This is a genomic window from Sphingobacterium sp. UBA865 (assembly GCF_002295765.1).
Classification (GTDB): domain Bacteria; phylum Bacteroidota; class Bacteroidia; order Sphingobacteriales; family Sphingobacteriaceae; genus Sphingobacterium; species Sphingobacterium multivorum.
Genome location: NZ_DBGB01000022.1, coordinates 287,830 through 307,587, shown reverse-complemented (window position 1 = coordinate 307,587; position 19,758 = coordinate 287,830). Strand labels below are relative to the sequence as shown.

Below are 19,758 nucleotides of genomic sequence, written 5' to 3'. Positions count from 1 at the left end.
TAACATACAGGAAAATGACTAGACTTTCAGTAAATATCAATAAAATCGCAACGCTCAGAAATTCTAGAGGTGGCAATAACCCCAATCTAGTATCTGCGGCACTAGCCTGTGAACGTTTTGGCGCTCAAGGTATCACTGTGCATCCACGACCTGATGAAAGACATATTCGATATCAGGATGTTTTTGATCTAAAAGCAGAAATCCAGACCGAACTCAATATTGAAGGGAATTGCCAAGAACAGAAGTTTATTGACCTTGTATTGGCCAATAAACCAGCACAGGTAACCTTAGTGCCCGATACCGAAGGACAATTAACCTCTAACCATGGCTGGGATACCATTAAAAACAAAGCCTATCTACAAGATATGTGTAAATTGTTCAAAGATGCAGGTATACGTGTTTCTATCTTTGTTGATCCCGTCGAAGAAATGGTAGAGGCCGCGGCCGAAACAGGAACAGATCGCATTGAGCTCTATACAGAAGGATTTGCTACAGAGTATGGCTTCGATAAAGAACTTGCGATAAAACCCTATTTCAAAGCTGCATTAAAAGCACGTGAAGTTGGATTAGGTCTAAATGCAGGCCATGACCTGGACCTCAACAACCTGCAATATTTCAACCAGCACATTCCTGAGCTGCTGGAAGTAAGCATAGGCCATGCGCTTATATCCGATGCACTATACTTAGGGTTAGAGGAAACGATCAAACGTTACCTCGCTTGTTTGAAGTAGTGCAACATTCAGGGAATAGCGTTCATCAGGCAGCACCCTTGTGGTTGAGAAACTGCAAAAATATTCATTAAAACCTTCGTAATTTCGCTGTCACCAGTAGCTCCAAAGGAGATCACAAAGGTTTTCTCTTGCTGAGAGAAAACACAGATTCATAAAAAAGGGCTTTCACAACGAAAGCCCTTTTTTATTGCACCCCAAATAGCGGTGTTATTGCTCAAATGGCAGTTGCTAATGAATTCCTTTAAAGATACGGTTCCAGCGAATTTTCGAAAGTCCTGTACCAATCTCATCCCAGCTCATCCAAGTAAATAAAGCCTTTCCGACAACATGATCTTCGGGAACAAATCCCCAACCTCTTGAATCCAAGGAATTATGGCGATTATCACCCATCATCCAAAAATAATCCATTTTAAACGTATAATGGTCTACTTTCACATCATTGATATAGATCCCATCCGAACGTTTTTCTAACTTATTGTTTTCGTAAACGCGGATCGCTCTTTCATAAATGGGCAGAGTCTGTGCATTTAATGCCACCGTCCATCCTTTCTTCGGGATTAAAATCGGCCCAAAATTGTCAAAATTCCATTTGTATTGTGGATCGTACGGATAAGCACCTTCACCACCAGGATTTCTTCTGATTTCTTTGACATTCGACCACGATTTTACTATAGCTAATTCATCTTTTGTCATGAACAACTGATAAACACCAGGCTGCTGATCTCCACCAGCCGCTTCTATTCTCAACTCCCGTAATCTATCCATATTTAATGGGGTACCATCCGTTAAGACGAGATAGTCCAATTGGCTTTCTGGAGGATCAAAACCCGGTTGATCGTTCACAAAGAGTTTAGCATCCTTCATGAAAATTTTATCGCCCGGCAATCCGACACAGCGTTTAATATAGTTCTCCCTTTTATCAATAGGTCTTGCCTGGATCGTAAATTGGGAATTGACAGTCTGCCAGCCATAAGCCCGAACAAGATCGTAATAACTTGCATTTTGGTTCTCGAGCGCGACAGTGTCACCTGCAGGAAAATTGAAAACAACAACATCATTACGCTCAATCTTTTGAAATCCTGGCAAACGTTTATAGGGTAGTTCAATCAATTCAGAATATGCTTTCCCACCAGTGATGGGCATCGTATGATGCGCAAAAGGAAAGGCAATCGGTGTGTTAGGAACCCGTGGTCCATAATTTAACTTGCTTACAAATAAGAAATCCCCGATCAACAAGGTACGCTCCATCGATCCTGTAGGAATCATATAAGCCTCGATCAGAAAACCACGAATAAGTGACGCTGCTACAGTTGCAAATACAATGGCATCTGCCCATTCGCGTACCATGGATTTCTTGTACGGATATTTAATTTTATAATCTTTGTAAGATTCAAGTGCAATTTCGGCACGTTTCTCCTCGGTCAGTTCAATACCTTCCTGAGTAGCTGCCTTTAAATTCTTTGCATATAAACCATTCAAAAAACGCACATTGTTGTCCTTTGCCCACATGGGCAGAACGATAAAAGGCACTAAAACAGCAGCAGCATTCTCCCAAAACCGGCGTTTTCCAAAACAATGGATAAAATCAAGGTAAAGATTATAGAAAACAAAGACATTGACAATTGGCACGAGCAATAAAATTACCCACCATGTAGGTCTTCCCGTCAATTTTGCCTGAATATACTGGCTATAAAAAGGCACGATCGCTTCCCAGCCATTTCTGCCAGCTTTAACAAACAATTGCCACAAACCATATCCCGATATTGCTGTTAAAACCGCAAATATAATTAATCCCATAATCTACTAATTAGTACTATTTATTAAAATCAAAAATTTCAGTAACCTGATAGAAACCTTTTTTGCCATTCAACCATTCAGCAGCAACTACAGCTCCTAAAGCAAATCCATCACGGCTATGTGCGGTATGTTTAAATTCTATTTGGTCAACCTCAGAACTATAAAGTACCGTATGTGTTCCCGGAACCTCTTCAATTCGATGACTTTCTATTAAAAGTTCCTGTGGTTTTGGAATAAGCTCATCCTGTTCACCAACAACAGTATTTACCCAATTGGTTTTCACATCGCTATTATCCAATATCCCCTCTGCAATCGTAATTGCTGTACCACTTGGTGCATCCAATTTGTGAATGTGGTGTATTTCCTCTACCTGAACATCATATTGTTTATAAGGCTGCAATGCCTTCGCCAACATTCTATTGATATGGAAGAATACATTCACTCCGATAGAGAAGTTGGAGCCATACAAAATAGAACCATCAGCATCCAAACACTTCGCCTTAACATCCTCCAGTTGATCATACCAACCGGTTGTTCCGACGACAATAGGTACACCTGCCTCAAGACAAAGATTCATATTATCCAATGCTGCAGAAGGTACACTAAAGTCTATTGCGACATCAGCACCTTTAATATCATCAGCAGTCAGGTTAGGACGATTATGTTCATCGACAACTAAAAAAATTTGATGGCCTCTTTTCAGCGCGTATCTTTCGATAATCTGCCCCATTTTGCCATATCCCAAGAGAATGATGTTCATATATTTAGAAAAAAGTATAGTTTATTTTTAAAATTAAAAAATTTCAATGAAATACCCATGTTTAAAACCATAAACCCGTATGAAAATAAAACTGTTCAGTCCTTATTGTCTTAAATTTGCTTGGGCTATATGAATCCCTTAATAAAGAAATAAACTCATGAATAAACAAAAGGAATCAAAATATAACCTTTAAAACAGGAGATTTTAATTGAATTTCATGGTCAATTTAAGTCCGACCGTAGGTTTAAACGAATAAGTTCCCGACGCGAGACTAGCATCCATTAAAGTAGGTCCTATTAAGAAAGCCGTTTTTTTGGGTTTATCATCACCGATACTCCAGCGATATTTAAGCATCGAGTCGATATAAGCTTCTGCGACATTCAGGCCATAAACACCTAACGTAAGTAGCACCATGAGATCTCGATTTCGCCGCGCATTATCTTTTGCCCGGATGATAGATTGGTCGGAGATTCCGATGTAATAAGGATCAATCGGCTTACCAAGAGCTTTGTCTTGTAATACCCCCAGTAATTCCTTATAATAACGGTTATTAAAATCGAAAACAAGTACGGTTGTTATTAAGCCACCATAGATTGCAGGTACTTTTATCCACCAAACGCCGCCATTTGTATATTGTCCCCAGCCTGGAAGTACTAAAGAGCGCTTCCAAGCTTGTTTATTTTTTGCTTCGATAGCCAAACGGGTTGAATCTTTAAACACAACCTTCTCTTTCGCCTTCGCCTCCTCCTTCTCCCGTTTTTTACGTTCCTTCCGAGATTCCTTCTTTACGGTATCCTGTACCGATTTTTGCTTTATGCTATCTATTTTGACGGGTGCCAACTGTTTCTTAGGAATTGTATCCACAGTCTGTCCATGTACTACCGACAGTGCAAACACCGCAAATATCAAGCTTATTAACTTGGCCATATTACCAATCTAACAATTCAAGAATGCGACTTAAATCATCTTCCGACTCAAAAGGTATCTCAATAGCACCCTTTCCTTTCGTGCTCTTCAGATTCAATTTGACCCGAGAAGAAAATTTCGACGCCAGATCATCTTCAATTTTCTGCAATTGAAAAGACATCGGAGCTTTATCTTTTCCAGCTTTTTTCTTACCGCCTTTTTGTAACTCACGAACCAACTCCTCCGCCTTACGGACGGATAAACCTTGATCAATAATCAACTTAAAGATATAAAGCTGCTTATCAACCTCTGGAATATTAATCAGGGCACGAGCATGTCCCATAGTCAAGGCTCCATCGCGTATTGCCGCTTGAATGACAGGTGGAAGTTTTAATAAACGGAGATAATTTGTAACAGTAGAACGGTTTTTACTAACACGTTCACCCAATTCTTCCTGTTTTAAATTACACTCCTCAATCATACGCTGAAAGCTTAAGGCTACTTCAATAGCATTTAAGTTCTCCCGTTGAATATTCTCAATCAGGGCCATCTCCAGCATCTGCTGGTCGTTGGCGGTACGGATATACGCTGGAATTTCGGTGATACCGGCCAAGCGCGAAGCGCGGAGACGCCGCTCTCCGGAAATCAACTGATAATTTCCGTCCGAAATTTTACGTACGGTAATCGGCTGAATTAAACCCTGTAAACTAATCGATTCCGATAACTCCTGTAAGGCAACCGGATCAAATTCTGTACGCGGCTGAAAAGGGTTGACAGATATTTCTTCTACACGGACATGGCTGATACTGCCATTCTCTTTTGTTGTTTTTACTGCAGTTGGTGTAACTAGAGGAGCTTCTTCCACTTGCTGATTACCTTTAGCAGGAACTTTTACACTATCGTTTAATAGCGCACCTAAGCCTCTTCCCAGTCCTGTTTTACGCTGATGTGCTGCCATATTATGCGGTTACTGTTTTATTCATTTCATTAAGATGCCCGTTTTTCTGTAAAATCTCGCGTGCCAAATTCAAATAATTTATTGCCCCTTTGCAGGACGCATCATGCATGATAACAGAAATTCCAAAGCTTGGAGCTTCGCTCAAACGGGTATTTCGCTGAATAATCGTATCAAAAACTAAATCTGTGAAATGTGTTTTCACTTCCTCGACCACCTGATTTGACAATCTTAAACGAACATCATACATGGTCAACAAAATTCCTTCGATCTCCAAACTTGTATTTAAACGGTTTTGAACGATTTTAATTGTGTTCAACAACTTACCAAGTCCTTCTAGGGCAAAGTATTCGCACTGTACCGGAATGATAACTGAGTCCGAAGCAGATAGTGCATTGATTGTAATTAAGCCTAAGGAAGGCGAACAATCGATGATAATAAAATCATAATCCTGTTTCACCTGATCCAAGATTTTTTTCATCTTGTACTCCCTTTCGTGCATATTGATCATCTCAATTTCTGCCCCAACCAAATCAATATGAGCCGGTAAAAGATCCAAATTTGGCGTTTCTGTTGATTGAATAGCCTCACGAGGATCCAAATCATTCACTAAACATTCGTATACACTTGCGCTGATTGTACGAGGGTCAAAGCCAATCCCAGAAGTAGAGTTTGCTTGGGGATCTGCATCGACCAACAATGTTTTATATTCTAAAACCGCCAAACTAGCCGCCAAATTAATTGACGTTGTGGTTTTTCCGACCCCACCCTTTTGATTTGCGATTGCAATTACTTTTCCCATCTTGAATGAAAACCTTTCTTAATTAAAATGTCATTTTATACTACATTTCACGTTTCTGAAGATCAATTTGCCCAAATTTTAATCTGCGATTCAAATTAACAAAACTAATTCAGCATATTTCGTACTTTTGATTGATCGAAAGCACATATCCTCAGGATGCTAAGATACAAAAAATCAAGATATGTATCCACTTTGAAAATGCGCTTTTTATAAGTATCAACAACACAATGATTTTAATAATATCCGGAACAAACCGTCCCAATAGTAAGACGTTAAAAATAGCAAAATGCTACCAGCAATTACTTGATCGTAAGTCAATTGAAAGTAACATCTTTTCGTTGGAAGATCTACCAGCAAACATTTTAGAAACAGATCTTTACGGAAAAAGAAGCACCGCATTTGAACCCATCCAAGAAATGGTCAGTAAAGCTGAGCTATTTATTTTCATCGCTCCCGAATACAATGGAAGTATTCCAGGAGCACTGAAACTGTTCATTGACTGCTGTACATTTCCGATTAGTTTTTATCACAAGAAAGTTGCATTGGTTGGGTTATCCTCAGGTCGCTATGGCAACCTCCGCGGCATAGATCACCTGACGGGCATATGCCACTACTTAAGAATGCACGTGCTTCCCCTTAAGATCTTTCTACCCAATGTTCAGAACGAACTGAATGATGAAGGGCAGTTATTCAAAGAAGATACGCTGCAATTTATCAACGAACAGATTGAGGAGATTATCAGGTTTTAATACGCTACTTTTAGTAGCCATGATAGCGAATTCACCTTAAAACTAATCCTACTCGCGAACAGTGAAACAAGGATTCCGTAGCGTGAAACAAGAATAAAAAACAAAGGGCATCACAAAACCTGATACGAAAGAAGCCTCCGGCAAACACCGGAGGCTTCTTTCGTATCATACGCTAATCTAATTCTTAAGACAAGCAATCCGGGATCTAATAGCCGAAGATCTCTTTAAGATCCAGCTTTTTAACCTCGCCCAGTTTCGCAAGATCCTCTGGCTTAAGACTTTCTTCCTTCGCTACAATACAATAAACGTACGGCTTTTGACTCATCTCTTTCTTATGGAAAGTGCTTAGGTCACCATAAGTTAATTTTGGCGCTTGCTCATAGACAACTTTACGAATATCAGTTGCATTTCCCAAACGTTGTGCAGCTAGATAACTACCTAATATAGACGCATTCAACACACGTTCACTGGCAATTGATTTTTCCAGACTTACTTTCGCAATATCCAACCCTTTAGCGCTTTCAGGCAACACATCCAGCAGCTCATTCATGCCTTTAATCGCATCGTTAAACTTATCAGCCTGCGTCCCAACATAGGCCCCAACGGTGTAATGGTTTTCTTTTTTATAAGGCTGTCCATAATAGGCATAAGTTGAATAAGCCAATGCTTTCGATTCACGGATAGTCTGGAAGACAATACTTCCCATGCCGCCACCAAAGTAATTATTAAACAGAGAAACAGTCGGTGTCAAGGCACTACTGTATACTCCTGAGCATCTATACCAAAATACTTCAGCCTGCTTCATTTCGAAATTAGCAAAAAGAACCTGGTTCTTGCTTGTTGGCAATTCTGCGAACACGACCGCCTTTTTCGCCGGAACATACTCTCCAGCCCCTTGTTTCAAAGGCTTCGCTTTCGCTACAAATTCCGCGGCAGTTAACGGGCCAAAATAAAGCATCGTATGTTTCATATTAGCCAAATCGTGCAATGCCTTCACCAAATCCTCCGCTTTTAAAGCATCCAATTCCGCGTCTGTAAACACATTATTAAATGGATTTTTAGCGCCGTATTTAGCATAAGATTTTAGGCCTTCCATGATCGCTCCCTTGTTTTCTTTCGCATTTGCTCTCGCTTTTTTAAGACGGGCAATATACATTTTGAAAGCCTCCTGATCAGCAACACAATTACGCAATAAATCCTGAATCAAGTTCTGTGTAGCTATAAAGTTTGAATTCAAGCCTGAAATCGACACCATAGTTTCTTCATTTCCTGCAGACACTGAAAAATCAGACGCCAATTGATAAAAATCCTTGCTAAACTGCTCACTGGATTTATCTTTTGTACCTAAAAATTCTAGATAACCCGCAGCCAATGAAAGCAATTTATTGCTCCATTTTCCACCATCAAAACGATAAGACAGCGAAAACAGTTCATTATCTGAGTTCTTTACAGCAAGTACTGGCAAACCGTTTGCAGTAGCCTTCTGAATATCTTTGTTGTAATCTACCCATACCGGCTGAATTTTATCCTCTGGCAATGCTTCTACTTTCTTCAAGAAATCAGACTGGTCATCACGATTGACCGTTACGGGAGTAATCTCAGGTTTAACAACTTTAACGACATTATTATCAACTCCCTTACGCTTATAAACAACAACATAATTATTGTCATTCAAATATTTGTTAGCAAAATCAACCACATCTTGCTTAGTGATTTTATTCAACTCATCCGAATAGCCCACGACAGACGCCCAATCCTGACCCGAAGTAAAGGCATCCATCAATGATTCAGCACGATCACCATAACTTTCATTTTGCTTGATTTCGTCTTTCTTAGCGTTGTTCACAATCGCCGTGATCAGCTCATCCGAAAACTCTCCTTTTCTCAATTTTGCCAACTCTTGTAACAGCAGCTGTTGCACCTGTTCCAAGCTCTGTCCCTGACTAGGATTACCCTGCAACAGAAGCAGAGAATAGTCTTTTAACACATACGGAAAAGCACCTGCACCTAATAATTTTTGATTCTTCACCAAATCCAGATCAATCAGACCGGCAGAACCATTTGTCAAGATCTGACTCATCAGATTGAGCATACGGGCATCCTTTGTTGCAGCGCCAGGAAAACGGAATCCCATTAACATAAATTCAGCATCCGGACCTTTAACCTCGCGGACAACAGGAGTTAAAATTGGTTTCTCTGCATCAAACGTGTAGGCCGGAATTTCTTTCGCCTGCATAAAAGCAAAGGCCTTATCCACCTTTTTCACCACCTCTGTAGGATCAAAATCACCCGACATAATAACCCCCATATTGTTAGGGACATAGTAGGTGTGAAAATATTCACGAATCGCTTTCAAAGATGGATTTTTAAGGTGCTCTACAGTACCAATTGTCGTCTGCTTTCCATAATTATTATTAGGAAAAGCTGCTGAAAACATCGATTCTACAGCCTTACGATTATCTTTATCCAAGCTGATATTTTTCTCTTCATACACCGCTTCCAGCTCAGTATGGAACAGACGCAATACCGGATATCTAAACCGTTCTGCCTGTACAGCAAGATACTTATCCATTACATTACTAGGAATTTGCTCCTGATAGACTGTCTGCTCAAATGAAGTGAACGCATTAGTACCTTCCGCCCCCATTGATGCCATCAATTTATCGTACTCATTTGCAATAGCATATTTCGCAGCCTCTCCAGATACTTTATCGATTTCCTTATAGATTGCTTTCCGTTCGGTCTCATCTGTGGTACCATTATATTTCTCATAGAGCGCATCAATCTGATCTAACAAAGGTTTTTCCTTTGCCCAGTCTTTAGAACCAAATTTATCGGTTCCTTTAAATAGCATATGCTCCAGATAATGGGCCAAACCGGTGTGATCTTTCGGATCTGTTTTGCTCCCCGCTTTTGTCGCAATGTAAGTTTGGATACGTGGTTCTTTTTTCGTCGGGCTCAAAATCACCGTTAAGCCATTTTTTAGCTTGTAAAACCGTGAATGTGTAGGATCATTCGTGACGTACTTGTAGGTGTACCCCCCCTCAGATGCTTCTTTCCAATCAAATTTGGCGTTTTGAGCAAACAAAGCACACCCTGCTGTTGTTAGTGCAAACGTAACAGCAGTAATTCTAAATAGGTTTTTAATCATATTTCCTTTTTCTTTTCACCTCAAACTTAGATAAATTGCTTTTTATATGCAATATAATTACAGACATAAACAATAATTATTTACCCATTTGACAGCCTGATAGTTAAGCTGCCTAATTTCTCTCACCACTAACCGACATGGTGTGGCTTAAAAATGGCATTTTTTATAACTTGATTTCGCTACTGTTTAAATACTTTTGTTACAATGATATATCATTCTTATTTTTGCAAAAATTTTAAAAAACGCTAACGTTTTATTTCATGAGATCAAGAATACTTGCTTTTGTGGCCCTGACACTGCTCTCCTTTCGTGCCACAGCACAGGTCACACCCCGAATAGAAAATCCGAATGACACTTTACAAAGCCGTACCCCAGCTAAGACGAGACTTATATTCCAACTTGAACATGAAAGCGGGGGCGAACTCAAATTCAATGAGCGCTCCAAAGAAACCCTTGCTGACTCATACTATAGTGGGTTAAATTTTAGAGTCGGTTTTCAGACCCAGTTTCAAGACTCATTAAAGAGTATTTACAATGAAATATACAACTATCCAATATACGGTATAGGCATCTACAGCAGTACTTTTGGTCAGGAACACCTCGGACGACCTTTCGCCGTCTATGGCTTTGTCGCCATTCCTATTCGGCCAAAAGTAAATTCAAGATGGAATTTCAACTACCGCATTGCGCTCGGTCTTTCCGGGAGATTCAACCCCTATAATGAGGAGGACAATCCGTTCAACCTACTTATTGGCAGCAAAAACAATGTATTTATTGATCTTGGACTTCAGGTCAACTACCGCCTAAATAAAAACTTTCAGGTAGGGGCTGGTGCAGCCTTCCACCACTTCAGCAATGGCGCCCTGGCATTACCGAACACAGGGATAAACCTCGTCCCCTTAAGCCTATCTGTTTCGTATACACCAACAGACAAGCCTTTTGATTATAGGAAAAGTAGTATTCCACAAATGGAGAAAACAGAGGAACTCCATTTCAACTATGCCTTTGGCTTCAAACAGATTGATCGCGAACACGATGGCCAATATTTTAAATCTATGCTAGGTGCATACTACAGCAAGCATTTCGGCTACAAATGGCGGCTTGGCGCTGGGTTTGATGCATTTTATTCAGCCAGTGGAAACGACGAGAAGGTTGCCGGCGACAAAGCCGGAAAATTCTCCGCTTTATTTTCTTACGGCCCCGCATTCTACATTGATCATGTGTTAAATTCACGCCTTTATATCAACGGAAATGTAGGAGTCTATCTTCATCGCAACGAATTCAATGGCGAGAGCATGCCCGTGTATTTAAGAGCAGGAGTACGTTATAAAGTTTACAAAGATTTCTTTGCCGGTGTTTCCATTAAAGCCCATGGCGGTAAAGCTGATTTTATTGAATGGACAACAGGTTACGGAATTAAACTAGGGAAGAAACGGAAATAGTTAGAAAATAAATGCGAAAGATTCCCGAGATAGATTGAATACCGGATCGGGGACTTTCAAATTTACAGCGAATTCAGCCCATAAAAAAAGCGTTCATGAAGAACGCTTTTTTTATCGTGGGGATTACTGGGTTCGAACCAGTGACCCCTACCTTGTCGAGGTAGTGCTCTAAACCAGCTGAGCTAAACCCCCTAACGAAAAAAAAGCACCAATTGATGATGCTTTTGTGGAGGCTACAGGATTCGAACCTGTGACCCTCTGCTTGTAAGGCAGATGCTCTNNGAACCAGCTGAGCTAAGCCTCCATACTTTTTTAAAGAACGCCGTTCCCTAATTGCGTGTGCAAATATAGCTTAAAAATTCTATTCTCAAAATTATTTTATAAGATTTTATGCCTTTAATATCACAACAAGCTAAGAAACACCGAAATAATTTTTAATCATAGAACTTCCAAGAAATACCAAATCTAAAATTAGCACTATTCATCGGATAACGTCTGACCGTATAGTAACCATGCGGATAGAAGTTCTGATTTAAAAAATTATAACTCAAAAACATATTCACCCGTTGTATATTCGCTGTAATCCATAGATCCATGATTGGATATGTCGAAAACTCAATCTGTTTGTAAGCATTGTAAAACTGTCCCGTCCCAATTGAATAATTCGGATTGGCATAAGGTGTATTGAACTTTGCGTCCAGACCGATACTATAATCAATAACTTTGTAAAACAGGTTACTGTAATACAAACTATGCCAGGTATACAACTCGGGAACTGCCAATGCATCCTGTTGATCTGTCTTTTGATAGACCACGAGATTATCGAAGGTAAAATGGTTTAGTTTAAATTTTTGTCCAACGGTTACCTTCAGCAAATTAGCTTTATCCAATTGTGTCGGAACAATCCATTTATCCTTCTTAGGATCGTTCTGTGGATTGGACAACTCTTCGAAATAGGTATAATTGTTCATCAAAAAATACTCCACCTTACCATGGAAACCAAGCATCGGATTGGCATATTGAAAACCCAGATTCTGAATTTTCGTCTTTTTAAGATCTAAATCATTCCATTTTCCGTAGGTATAATTTAAATTCTCGAAAACCATCTCCGGAGATTTGTTCTGTGAATAAGCTGACAACGTCACCTTTCCGATTTTATCCCCCATCGAGATATCCGCTTTAGCTTCATACAAGAAATCTCCAAAGTTGTGGCCAAATACGATTTGATTCGCTTTTAAACTAAAATCAAGACGATCTGAAAACTTATACCCTAATTCACCTTTCACAATTCCGTTCTGATAAAAACGATCAAATGTTGTGCTATCCGGCAGTTTCTTCAGCGGCTGTGGATAGGCTGATGTATTATTGTAATACCGCATGGAGTCCAACTGATTCTGCTCCACCCAGTTCATGTCGTGCTGAAAAGCCAAATTCAACTTTGCCTCGTTCTTAAAGACCGACTTCCCTCTAAGAAAAAAGTTATATTCAAATTCATTGGAAACATTCGTGATCAAAGTCTTATCATTGTTTAGCGCCAATGCTCTATTATTGTATGGTAATGCTGCATTTTGGTCATCCATGTTCTTGAAGAAGCTGTATGTCTGCCTTCGGATACGCGTATTATGCGCCATACTATTGGTCGGATGGATCTGCATGGTCGGCTTGCCTTTATCGATCGTATCCAATCGTCCCAAATAAAGTGACTGTCTCAGTAAGAATGAATTATCCCACCACTTAGATCGAGGTACCCTTGTGTTACCGGCATCATAGAATTTCGGTATAAATCGATCAGGAGACTGTCTATTTCCAGGCGCAAATGGAAGATCTTCTGTAATAGAGCCATTCTCCATGGCATCCAAACGATTAAATACGCCATTGATCAACAAATTATACCGGTTATTTTTCGATTCATACCAAGAAGCAACTGAAGCCTTTAAATCCGAATAATTCTGTCCAAGGTAAAATCCATCCGTTTTAGTAGAATGGAAATCGACATTCATATTCCATTGGGAATTGATATTCTGCGCCACCCGAGCCCTAAAAACCTGGTCATTAAAAAAGAATCCTACCGCGGACAATTCGGAGTACCTCGCCCGGGCCCTAAAATATTGGACCGAATCGGGGTTCAATAAATAACGTTCCAACGCTGTAAAACCAGACTGAAAGCCAATGGTCTTTTTAGGCTGGAACAATAGATCCCGTGTGGCAAGGCCATAAGCCCCAAGGTTCACACTGGGATTCCAAGGTAAATTCTGCGGATTATAATATTGATAATTATGATGTGATGTATCGATCTGCCGTGTATAAGTTCCTTTTTTTAACATATCCAGTGTGGCATATCGGATATACTTCGCAGAAAGGATGACAGAATCTTTCTTCCCGTCCTCTTTGGCTCTGGCCGAATCCAATGCGCTACTCCAATCCTCTTTGCTCTGCGCAATGACATCCACGGAATAAATAAATAAAACACACCATGCGGCAAGTATGCGTACGATCAACTTCATCTAAAATTATATAAAAACCAAAAAAGCTAAATTCACATCAATGAACCAATTACCCTTCACCGCACACAAATCCAACAACCTTCTCCTTCAACAGAGATACATGAAGAGGTAATTTATTGCAAAGCTATTAATTCTTTCAAAATTAATGTCATTTTAGGTTCCGCTTTCTCCGCAACATTAACAATTTCCTGTAATGATACGGGTTTAAGCTCCTCGTGAAAGCCTTCATCCGTAACAACAGAAATCGCAAATACCGGCAGTGCCATATGATTAGCAACAATCACTTCTGGAACGGTACTCATACCGACCACATCCCCACCGATCAGGCGCATATAACGATATTCCGCTTTTGTTTCCAAATTTGGACCTGCGGAAGAAACATAAACAACTTTTCGCGCAGCAATAGCATGTTTGGCTGCAATTTCAAGAGCCTGTCCAATCATCTTTCGGTTATAAGGCTCGCTCATATCCGGAAATCGTGGACCAAACTCGGCCAAATTCTGTCCGCGTAGCGGATTATCCGGCAACAAATTGATATGATCTTCAATAATTCCAAGATCACCTTTTTTCACATCAGGATTCAGGGAGCCCGCAGCGTTGGAAACAAACAATTTTTGTACCCCCAAAACTTTCATGATACGGATCGGAAAGGTAATCTGTTGCATATCGTAACCTTCATAATAATGCAACCTCCCCTGCATAGCAACCACATTGCGGCCACTCAATTTTCCAAAAATAAGCTTACCAGAATGAAATTCAACAGTCGAAATGGGGAAATTTGGTATATTGGAATACATCAGCTGATACTCGACTTCAATTTCATCCACCAACTTACCTAAACCAGTACCTAGGATGATACCGAACTCTGGAGTAAAATCTCCAATTTTTCTACGGATAAACTCCGTAGTCTCATTTATGCTATGATACATACGTACAGAAAAACTAAGTATATCAAACTTAACTTAATTTTTCTGTACGTACAAATCAAAATCAATACTTGTATTTACATCTTATCACCAATGGAGAAACTTTTTATAACTGAAATGCATTAATTGTGGGACAATGCTTTTTCACTTGCTTTACCTGGAGAACTGATCAAAAGCATCACAAACGTGATAAAACCATTAATAATGATCAGATCCAATCCGATAACATACGGTGTGTACACTTCAACAACATAGGTTTTAAGTAAGAATAAGACGGTAGGCGAAAGTACACAGATATAGGGTACAGCGCTATCCCGCACGGCATATTTTGTGAATATTCCGAAAACGAATAAACCCAATAATGGCCCGTAAGTATAACTCGCCGCAGTAAAGATTGCATTGACGACCGAGTCATCATTGATCAGCTTAAAGACCAGAATAACCAACAGCATCACAATGGAAAAACCAAAATGCACATAGTTACGCTGCTTGATCAGCGCTGGATCATTGGGATTTTCTTTTTTATTGAAATTTAGAAAGTCCACACAGAAAGATGTGGTCAATGCCGTTAGCGCACTATCCGTCGTTGCAAAAGTAGCAGCCGTTAACCCCATCATAAAGATGATTGCAGGAACAATAGCCAAGTGGTTTAATGCAATTTCAGGGTACAAATAATCGCGTGTTGCAAGTTGAGTCACATCAATTCCGTTTTTAGCCGCATAGATATACAGCAAAGCACCGACAGCTAAAAAGAAAATATTAATGACCACAAAAACACTTGTAAAAGTGATCATGTTCTTTTGGGCTTCTTTAATGGTCCCCATCGATAAGTTCTTTTGCATCAGATCCTGATCAAGCCCCGTCATTGCAATGGTCACAAAAATTCCTCCCAAGAATTGTTTCCAAAAATTTGCTTTACTGCCGACAAAATCATCCCAGAAAAAGATCTTGGAATAGCTACTTTCTTTTACAGCCTCGAAAGTATCGACGATACCAAAATCTAATCCTTTTGCCATAAAATAGATGGAAAGAATTACTGCGGTCACTAAAAAGGTAGTCTGTAGGGTATCTGTTACAATAATCGTCTTTAAACCACCCTTATTTGTATACATCCAGATTAACACCAAACATATAACGACCGTAATCGCGAAAGGCACATTCCAGGCATCAAAAATAAAATGCTGCAATACGATTGCCACCAAATAAAGACGAAACGCCGAACCGATCGTACGGGAAACCAAAAAAATAGCAGCACCGGTCTTGTACGTGGTGTGCCCAAAACGTTCTTCCAAATACGTATAAATGGAAGTCAAGTTCATTCTATAATAGAGCGGAAGCAATACATAGGCAATAATGACAAAACCAACGGCGTTCCCAAGAACAAATTGAAAATAGCTAAATTCAGACGCACCGACTGCGCCGGGAACCGAGATAAAAGTTACGCCGGAGAGCGCGGTACCGATCATCCCAAAGGCGACCATATACCATTTAGAGTTCCGGTTTGCGACAAAAAAAGTCGAGTTATCGGAAGCTCCCTTCGAGGTGAAGTGAGCTACAGCAAGCAGAACTGCAAAATAGATTATTATAAAAGATAATAATATTACTGGTGACATAGTTTGTTTTTAAATAGGTGATTTTAATAGGTTATGCTCAATGGGTATCCTGATAAGCTTCGATTGCCTGTCTTACATTACCAAATTGCTCAAGCAAAGCCGCAGCTTCTTCTTCAAGCGCCCCGGTCTGATCCATAATGATACGTACACCACGACCGACCAGCTTATGGTTTGACAATTGCATATCGACCATCTTGTTCCCCTTTACCCTACCCAATTGGATCATCACTGCGGTACTGAACATATTTAACACAAGTTTCTGTGCTGTACCCGATTTCATTCGCGTAGACCCGGTAACAAATTCTGGCCCAACAATAACTTCAACCGGATACTGCGCTATTTCCGCAATCGGGGACCCTCCGTTACAGACAATACAGCCCGTCACAAGCCCTTTCTCGTTTGCCGTTTTCAATCCGCCGATAACATAAGGTGTGGTTCCAGAAGCCGCAATGCCGATAACAACATCGTTTTCATCAATATCATACGCTTCCATATCTTTCCATGCTTGCTCCAGATCATCTTCTGCAAATTCAACTGCTTTTCTAATTGCAGTATCACCACCAGCAATCAACCCAATGATCCATTCAAATGGAACGCCGTATGTCGGAGGTAATTCAGACGCATCCAGCACGCCCAAACGGCCACTTGTACCAGCGCCGATATAAAAAGTTCGACCACCAGCCTTCATTTTCTCCACAGTGACTTTGACTAATGCTTCAATCTGAGGGATAGCCTGCTCTACAGCAAGTGGCACAGATTTATCCTCATTATTGATATTTGTCAATAACTCATGCACAGACATCTTGTCCAAATCCTGATAATTCGAATCTTTCTCCGTTGTATTTACCATTATTAGTATATATTGTATTTCTTTATTTCAATAAATCGGGTACATCCACAAGTTGATACCCTTTCCCCTTTAATATGCTAATGATATCATCCAAATGATGATACAGCTTATCTTTCCGCCGACCATCAGTTCCCATATGAATCAATATCAAAAATCCATTGAGCCCATATCGAGCTTCGTAAGACCAGAGATTGTCGAGAATCGCTGTCGACGATAAATAACGCCCCCCCATTTCAGGATAGGTATAATCAGCCGCAGTACGTATTCCTGGTGTATAATTAACCGAATTTAGACCAACTGCCTTTGCCCAGTCGACTGTTTCACTATTATACCATTCATAAGAAGGAATATAATAGGACAGCTGCTCTCTTTTGACACCCGCGCCTTCCAGTGCTTTCAGGTTTGCTTTTAGATCAGCGACAAAAGAGTCACGTTTGACCAAAAGCACCTCCCTACTCCCCCAGTCACTCACCAGAATATGTTTATCGGAATGCCCCGAAATCCAATGGCCATCGCTTAACATCTGACGGACATACGGCTTAAAACCTGGAGTTCTGAGATAATCGCCTGTCAGGAAAAAAGAGCCTTTAATGCCATTATGCTTTAGACTTGCTAATACCTCAGCAGTACCCTCAGATAAATCATGACCGGTAAACACCAGGGCCACCTGCCGTTTTGTCGAGTCGCCCCGGACAATAGCTCCAAAAACATCCCGTGTTACTTTTTTCCGGTAGGCTCCTCCATGGCCTTACCCTCCTTTGAAGCCAACAGATAAATCAACGAAGCGGTACCATCCATTGTCGGCTCATTCGTACTATAATCTCCGTAGTCGTCATGATAGACCGCCAGATCACTTTGAAACTCCGCATAGCTATCCGGATTATTCAACTTGATACCAATCAGATTGCGGTACGTGGATGCCATAATGGGCCCATCAACCAATCCGCCGTCGATCGGATGTTTCCCTAGAAAGGTAAACGCCGAATGCGGATCAACAGGCGTATCGCCCCAAGATGGAAGACCATATACCATACTCGTTCCCCAGGGGTTCGTCCCAAATAACCAGTCAAAATTAGCCTGAGCAAGCTCGTCAAAATATGCGTCTCCCGTCAATTCCTTATACCAAAGGCATTGGATCGCAAAGGATACGGTTAAGTTATTGCTGCACCAGATAAAGGGAACTCCCCGAAAAAATGCATTTTTTTCGGCTCGCCGATTGACCTCTTCGATGCCCTGCTTATAATAGGAAACAATCTCCTCGCGATCTTGTCCTTTTAATCCTTTTGCCAATTCATAATGTCCAAGGTTGATAAAAGGGTACCACTGATAATGTGCAGCAGTATCGCTTACCATCCAAGGTGTAATCTTTTCTTGTCGGGCATACTGTGAGGCTTCCCGTGCAAATTTTTCCTTTTTTGTCGTCGAAAAACCCATTGCTGCAGCCAACTGCATATCATCTACCCAATTATCCTCTGCATAAATATAGGGCGATTTCACAGAAACCGTTTGTGTCACGCCAGGTTTTATCATTGCATAGGCATAAGCCGTTTCCGATTTCCTCGACAGCAACTTTGCATACTTCCGATCTTCTTTGTCAAACAACACTGCACCGAGGCGAAAAGCACTGCTAAATTTACCAGCAGTAGAGCTTGTCCCTGTTGTATTATTCATAAACTTACCACGCTGTTGCGGCTCGCCATCGATAAAATACACCGGTCTCTCAAATCCACGACCATAGTAAGGATCTTCCTTTGGCATCCGCATGCTGGCATGATCCCGGTCATCACCAATCTGATTGTACATTTGGTTGGCCTTGGGATGCATTTTCAACAGCCAATCCAAGCCCCATTTTGCCTCATCGAGCACATCGGCCCGGCAATTTTTTCCATCAAGACCATTTGCTTGCTTTAGATCACCAAACACCTTTGGAAAATCACGGTAAGCCGCTAGCAAATGAAATGTAGCATTTGCCGACGTTGTCGCATATTGCAGATAATCAGAGGCATCATGCCAGCCGCCACCTGCATCGATATGCGAACTATCCGGAATACCGGCTTTTCCCGCATAAAGCGTAAACCCATCGTGTGTATGGCAGCTATCTTTCAGAAAAGGGTTAAACAATGTCCGTTGTTGCCGCATATAACGCAACACAAAATCTGCCGCCCCTTTGTAGACGTCCCGAGCAATTCGGAATGTTGGAGACTTTACATCTCCAGCTTGAACAAAAAAACGCCCCGTATCCTGCACGGAAGAGAAATCAAAACGAAAACTCTGAACAAAAGGACCATAAGCCCCATAATCTTTTCCAACAGGATGCACATAGACCGTTTTACCCGTTTGTGCGTTTTTAATTTCAAAAGAACGAAGCTGCCTGATTGATTTCCCGCCCCATACCGCGACCTTCTTGCCCGCTGGAGTATAGCCCAATTGGTTTATTCTAATCCAAGCATTTTGCTGTGCTTCCGCAAAGTTACAAACAAAACATGCAAAAACAAGCAAAAAAGCTTGACGTAAATTTAAGAAGTTTAGACATTTTTTTATCATATCAAGGCATTTATTTTCAAAAAGATCA

At 40.6% G+C, this 19,758-nt stretch carries 15 protein-coding genes and 2 tRNA genes; 3 read left to right on the top strand and 14 right to left on the bottom strand.

Annotated elements, in window-relative coordinates; translation table 11 throughout:
* Positions 1-14: 14 nt before the first annotated feature.
* A complete protein-coding gene (locus B2O97_RS13160) occupies positions 15-731 on the top strand; it encodes a pyridoxine 5'-phosphate synthase (protein ID WP_046672649.1) in 717 nt (238 codons plus the stop codon).
* A gap of 228 nt (positions 732-959) precedes the next feature.
* On the opposite strand, the gene lepB is transcribed toward B2O97_RS13160, so the two are convergent.
* The 5 genes from lepB to B2O97_RS13135 all read right to left on the bottom strand — a co-directional run bounded on the left by lepB (position 960) and on the right by B2O97_RS13135 (position 5,951).
* Entirely contained in the window at positions 960-2,528 is a 1,569-nt protein-coding gene (gene lepB / locus B2O97_RS13155) for a signal peptidase I (protein WP_112375039.1), read from the bottom strand.
* 16 nt (positions 2,529-2,544) lie between these two features.
* Entirely contained in the window at positions 2,545-3,288 is a 744-nt protein-coding gene (gene dapB / locus B2O97_RS13150) for a 4-hydroxy-tetrahydrodipicolinate reductase (protein WP_070561291.1), read from the bottom strand.
* A 204-nt stretch (positions 3,289-3,492) separates the two neighbouring features.
* Positions 3,493-4,215 (bottom strand): DUF5683 domain-containing protein, encoded by a 723-nt coding sequence (locus tag B2O97_RS13145; RefSeq protein WP_201640035.1) that lies wholly within the window; start codon positions 4,213-4,215, stop codon positions 3,493-3,495.
* A gap of 1 nt (position 4,216) precedes the next feature.
* Positions 4,217-5,152, bottom strand: coding sequence for a ParB/RepB/Spo0J family partition protein (locus B2O97_RS13140; RefSeq protein WP_286710243.1), 936 nt, complete (start codon positions 5,150-5,152; stop codon positions 4,217-4,219).
* A 1-nt stretch (position 5,153) separates the two neighbouring features.
* Positions 5,154-5,951 carry a ParA family protein gene (locus tag B2O97_RS13135; RefSeq protein ID WP_070561294.1) on the bottom strand — a complete coding sequence of 266 codons (798 nt, stop codon included), beginning with the start codon at positions 5,949-5,951 and terminating at the stop codon, positions 5,154-5,156.
* Between the two features lie 227 nt (positions 5,952-6,178).
* On the opposite strand from B2O97_RS13135, the gene B2O97_RS13130 reads away from it, so the two are divergent.
* On the top strand, positions 6,179-6,700 hold the full coding sequence (locus B2O97_RS13130) for an NADPH-dependent FMN reductase (RefSeq protein WP_286710244.1): 522 nt from the start codon (positions 6,179-6,181) through the stop codon (positions 6,698-6,700).
* A gap of 205 nt (positions 6,701-6,905) precedes the next feature.
* On the opposite strand, the gene B2O97_RS13125 is transcribed toward B2O97_RS13130, so the two are convergent.
* Positions 6,906-9,851, bottom strand: a complete 2,946-nt coding sequence (locus tag B2O97_RS13125; RefSeq protein WP_286710245.1) for a M16 family metallopeptidase — start codon at positions 9,849-9,851, stop codon at positions 6,906-6,908.
* Between the two features lie 260 nt (positions 9,852-10,111).
* Here B2O97_RS13125 and B2O97_RS13120 point away from each other — a divergent pair, with 260 nt between their 5' ends.
* The gene (locus B2O97_RS13120; RefSeq protein WP_286767520.1) at positions 10,112-11,293 is read left to right on the top strand and encodes an acyloxyacyl hydrolase; all 1,182 of its coding nucleotides are present in this window, start codon (positions 10,112-10,114) and stop codon (positions 11,291-11,293) included.
* Between the two features lie 117 nt (positions 11,294-11,410).
* On the opposite strand, the gene B2O97_RS13115 is transcribed toward B2O97_RS13120, so the two are convergent.
* The 8 genes from B2O97_RS13115 to B2O97_RS13080 form a co-directional block, all read right to left on the bottom strand.
* A tRNA-Val gene (locus B2O97_RS13115) sits at positions 11,411-11,485 on the bottom strand.
* 35 nt (positions 11,486-11,520) lie between these two features.
* Positions 11,521-11,597 (bottom strand) — tRNA-Val (locus B2O97_RS13110).
* A 130-nt stretch (positions 11,598-11,727) separates the two neighbouring features.
* On the bottom strand, positions 11,728-13,797 hold the full coding sequence (locus B2O97_RS13105; RefSeq protein WP_286710247.1) for a putative porin: 2,070 nt from the start codon (positions 13,795-13,797) through the stop codon (positions 11,728-11,730).
* A 113-nt stretch (positions 13,798-13,910) separates the two neighbouring features.
* On the bottom strand, positions 13,911-14,726 hold the full coding sequence (locus B2O97_RS13100) for a purine-nucleoside phosphorylase (RefSeq protein ID WP_286710248.1): 816 nt from the start codon (positions 14,724-14,726) through the stop codon (positions 13,911-13,913).
* Between the two features lie 119 nt (positions 14,727-14,845).
* Complete coding sequence (locus tag B2O97_RS13095) at positions 14,846-16,336, bottom strand: sodium:solute symporter (RefSeq protein ID WP_286710249.1); 1,491 nt, start codon at positions 16,334-16,336, stop codon at positions 14,846-14,848.
* A gap of 37 nt (positions 16,337-16,373) precedes the next feature.
* Positions 16,374-17,186 (bottom strand): N-acetylmuramic acid 6-phosphate etherase, encoded by an 813-nt coding sequence (gene murQ / locus B2O97_RS13090; protein ID WP_046672659.1) that lies wholly within the window; start codon positions 17,184-17,186, stop codon positions 16,374-16,376.
* Positions 17,187-17,208: 22 nt separating this feature from the next.
* Positions 17,209-17,853, bottom strand: a complete 645-nt coding sequence (locus B2O97_RS13085; protein WP_286767519.1) for a polysaccharide deacetylase family protein — start codon at positions 17,851-17,853, stop codon at positions 17,209-17,211.
* A gap of 50 nt (positions 17,854-17,903) precedes the next feature.
* Entirely contained in the window at positions 17,904-19,730 is a 1,827-nt protein-coding gene (locus tag B2O97_RS13080) for a glycoside hydrolase family 9 protein (protein ID WP_286710251.1), read from the bottom strand.
* Positions 19,731-19,758 lie beyond the last annotated feature (28 nt).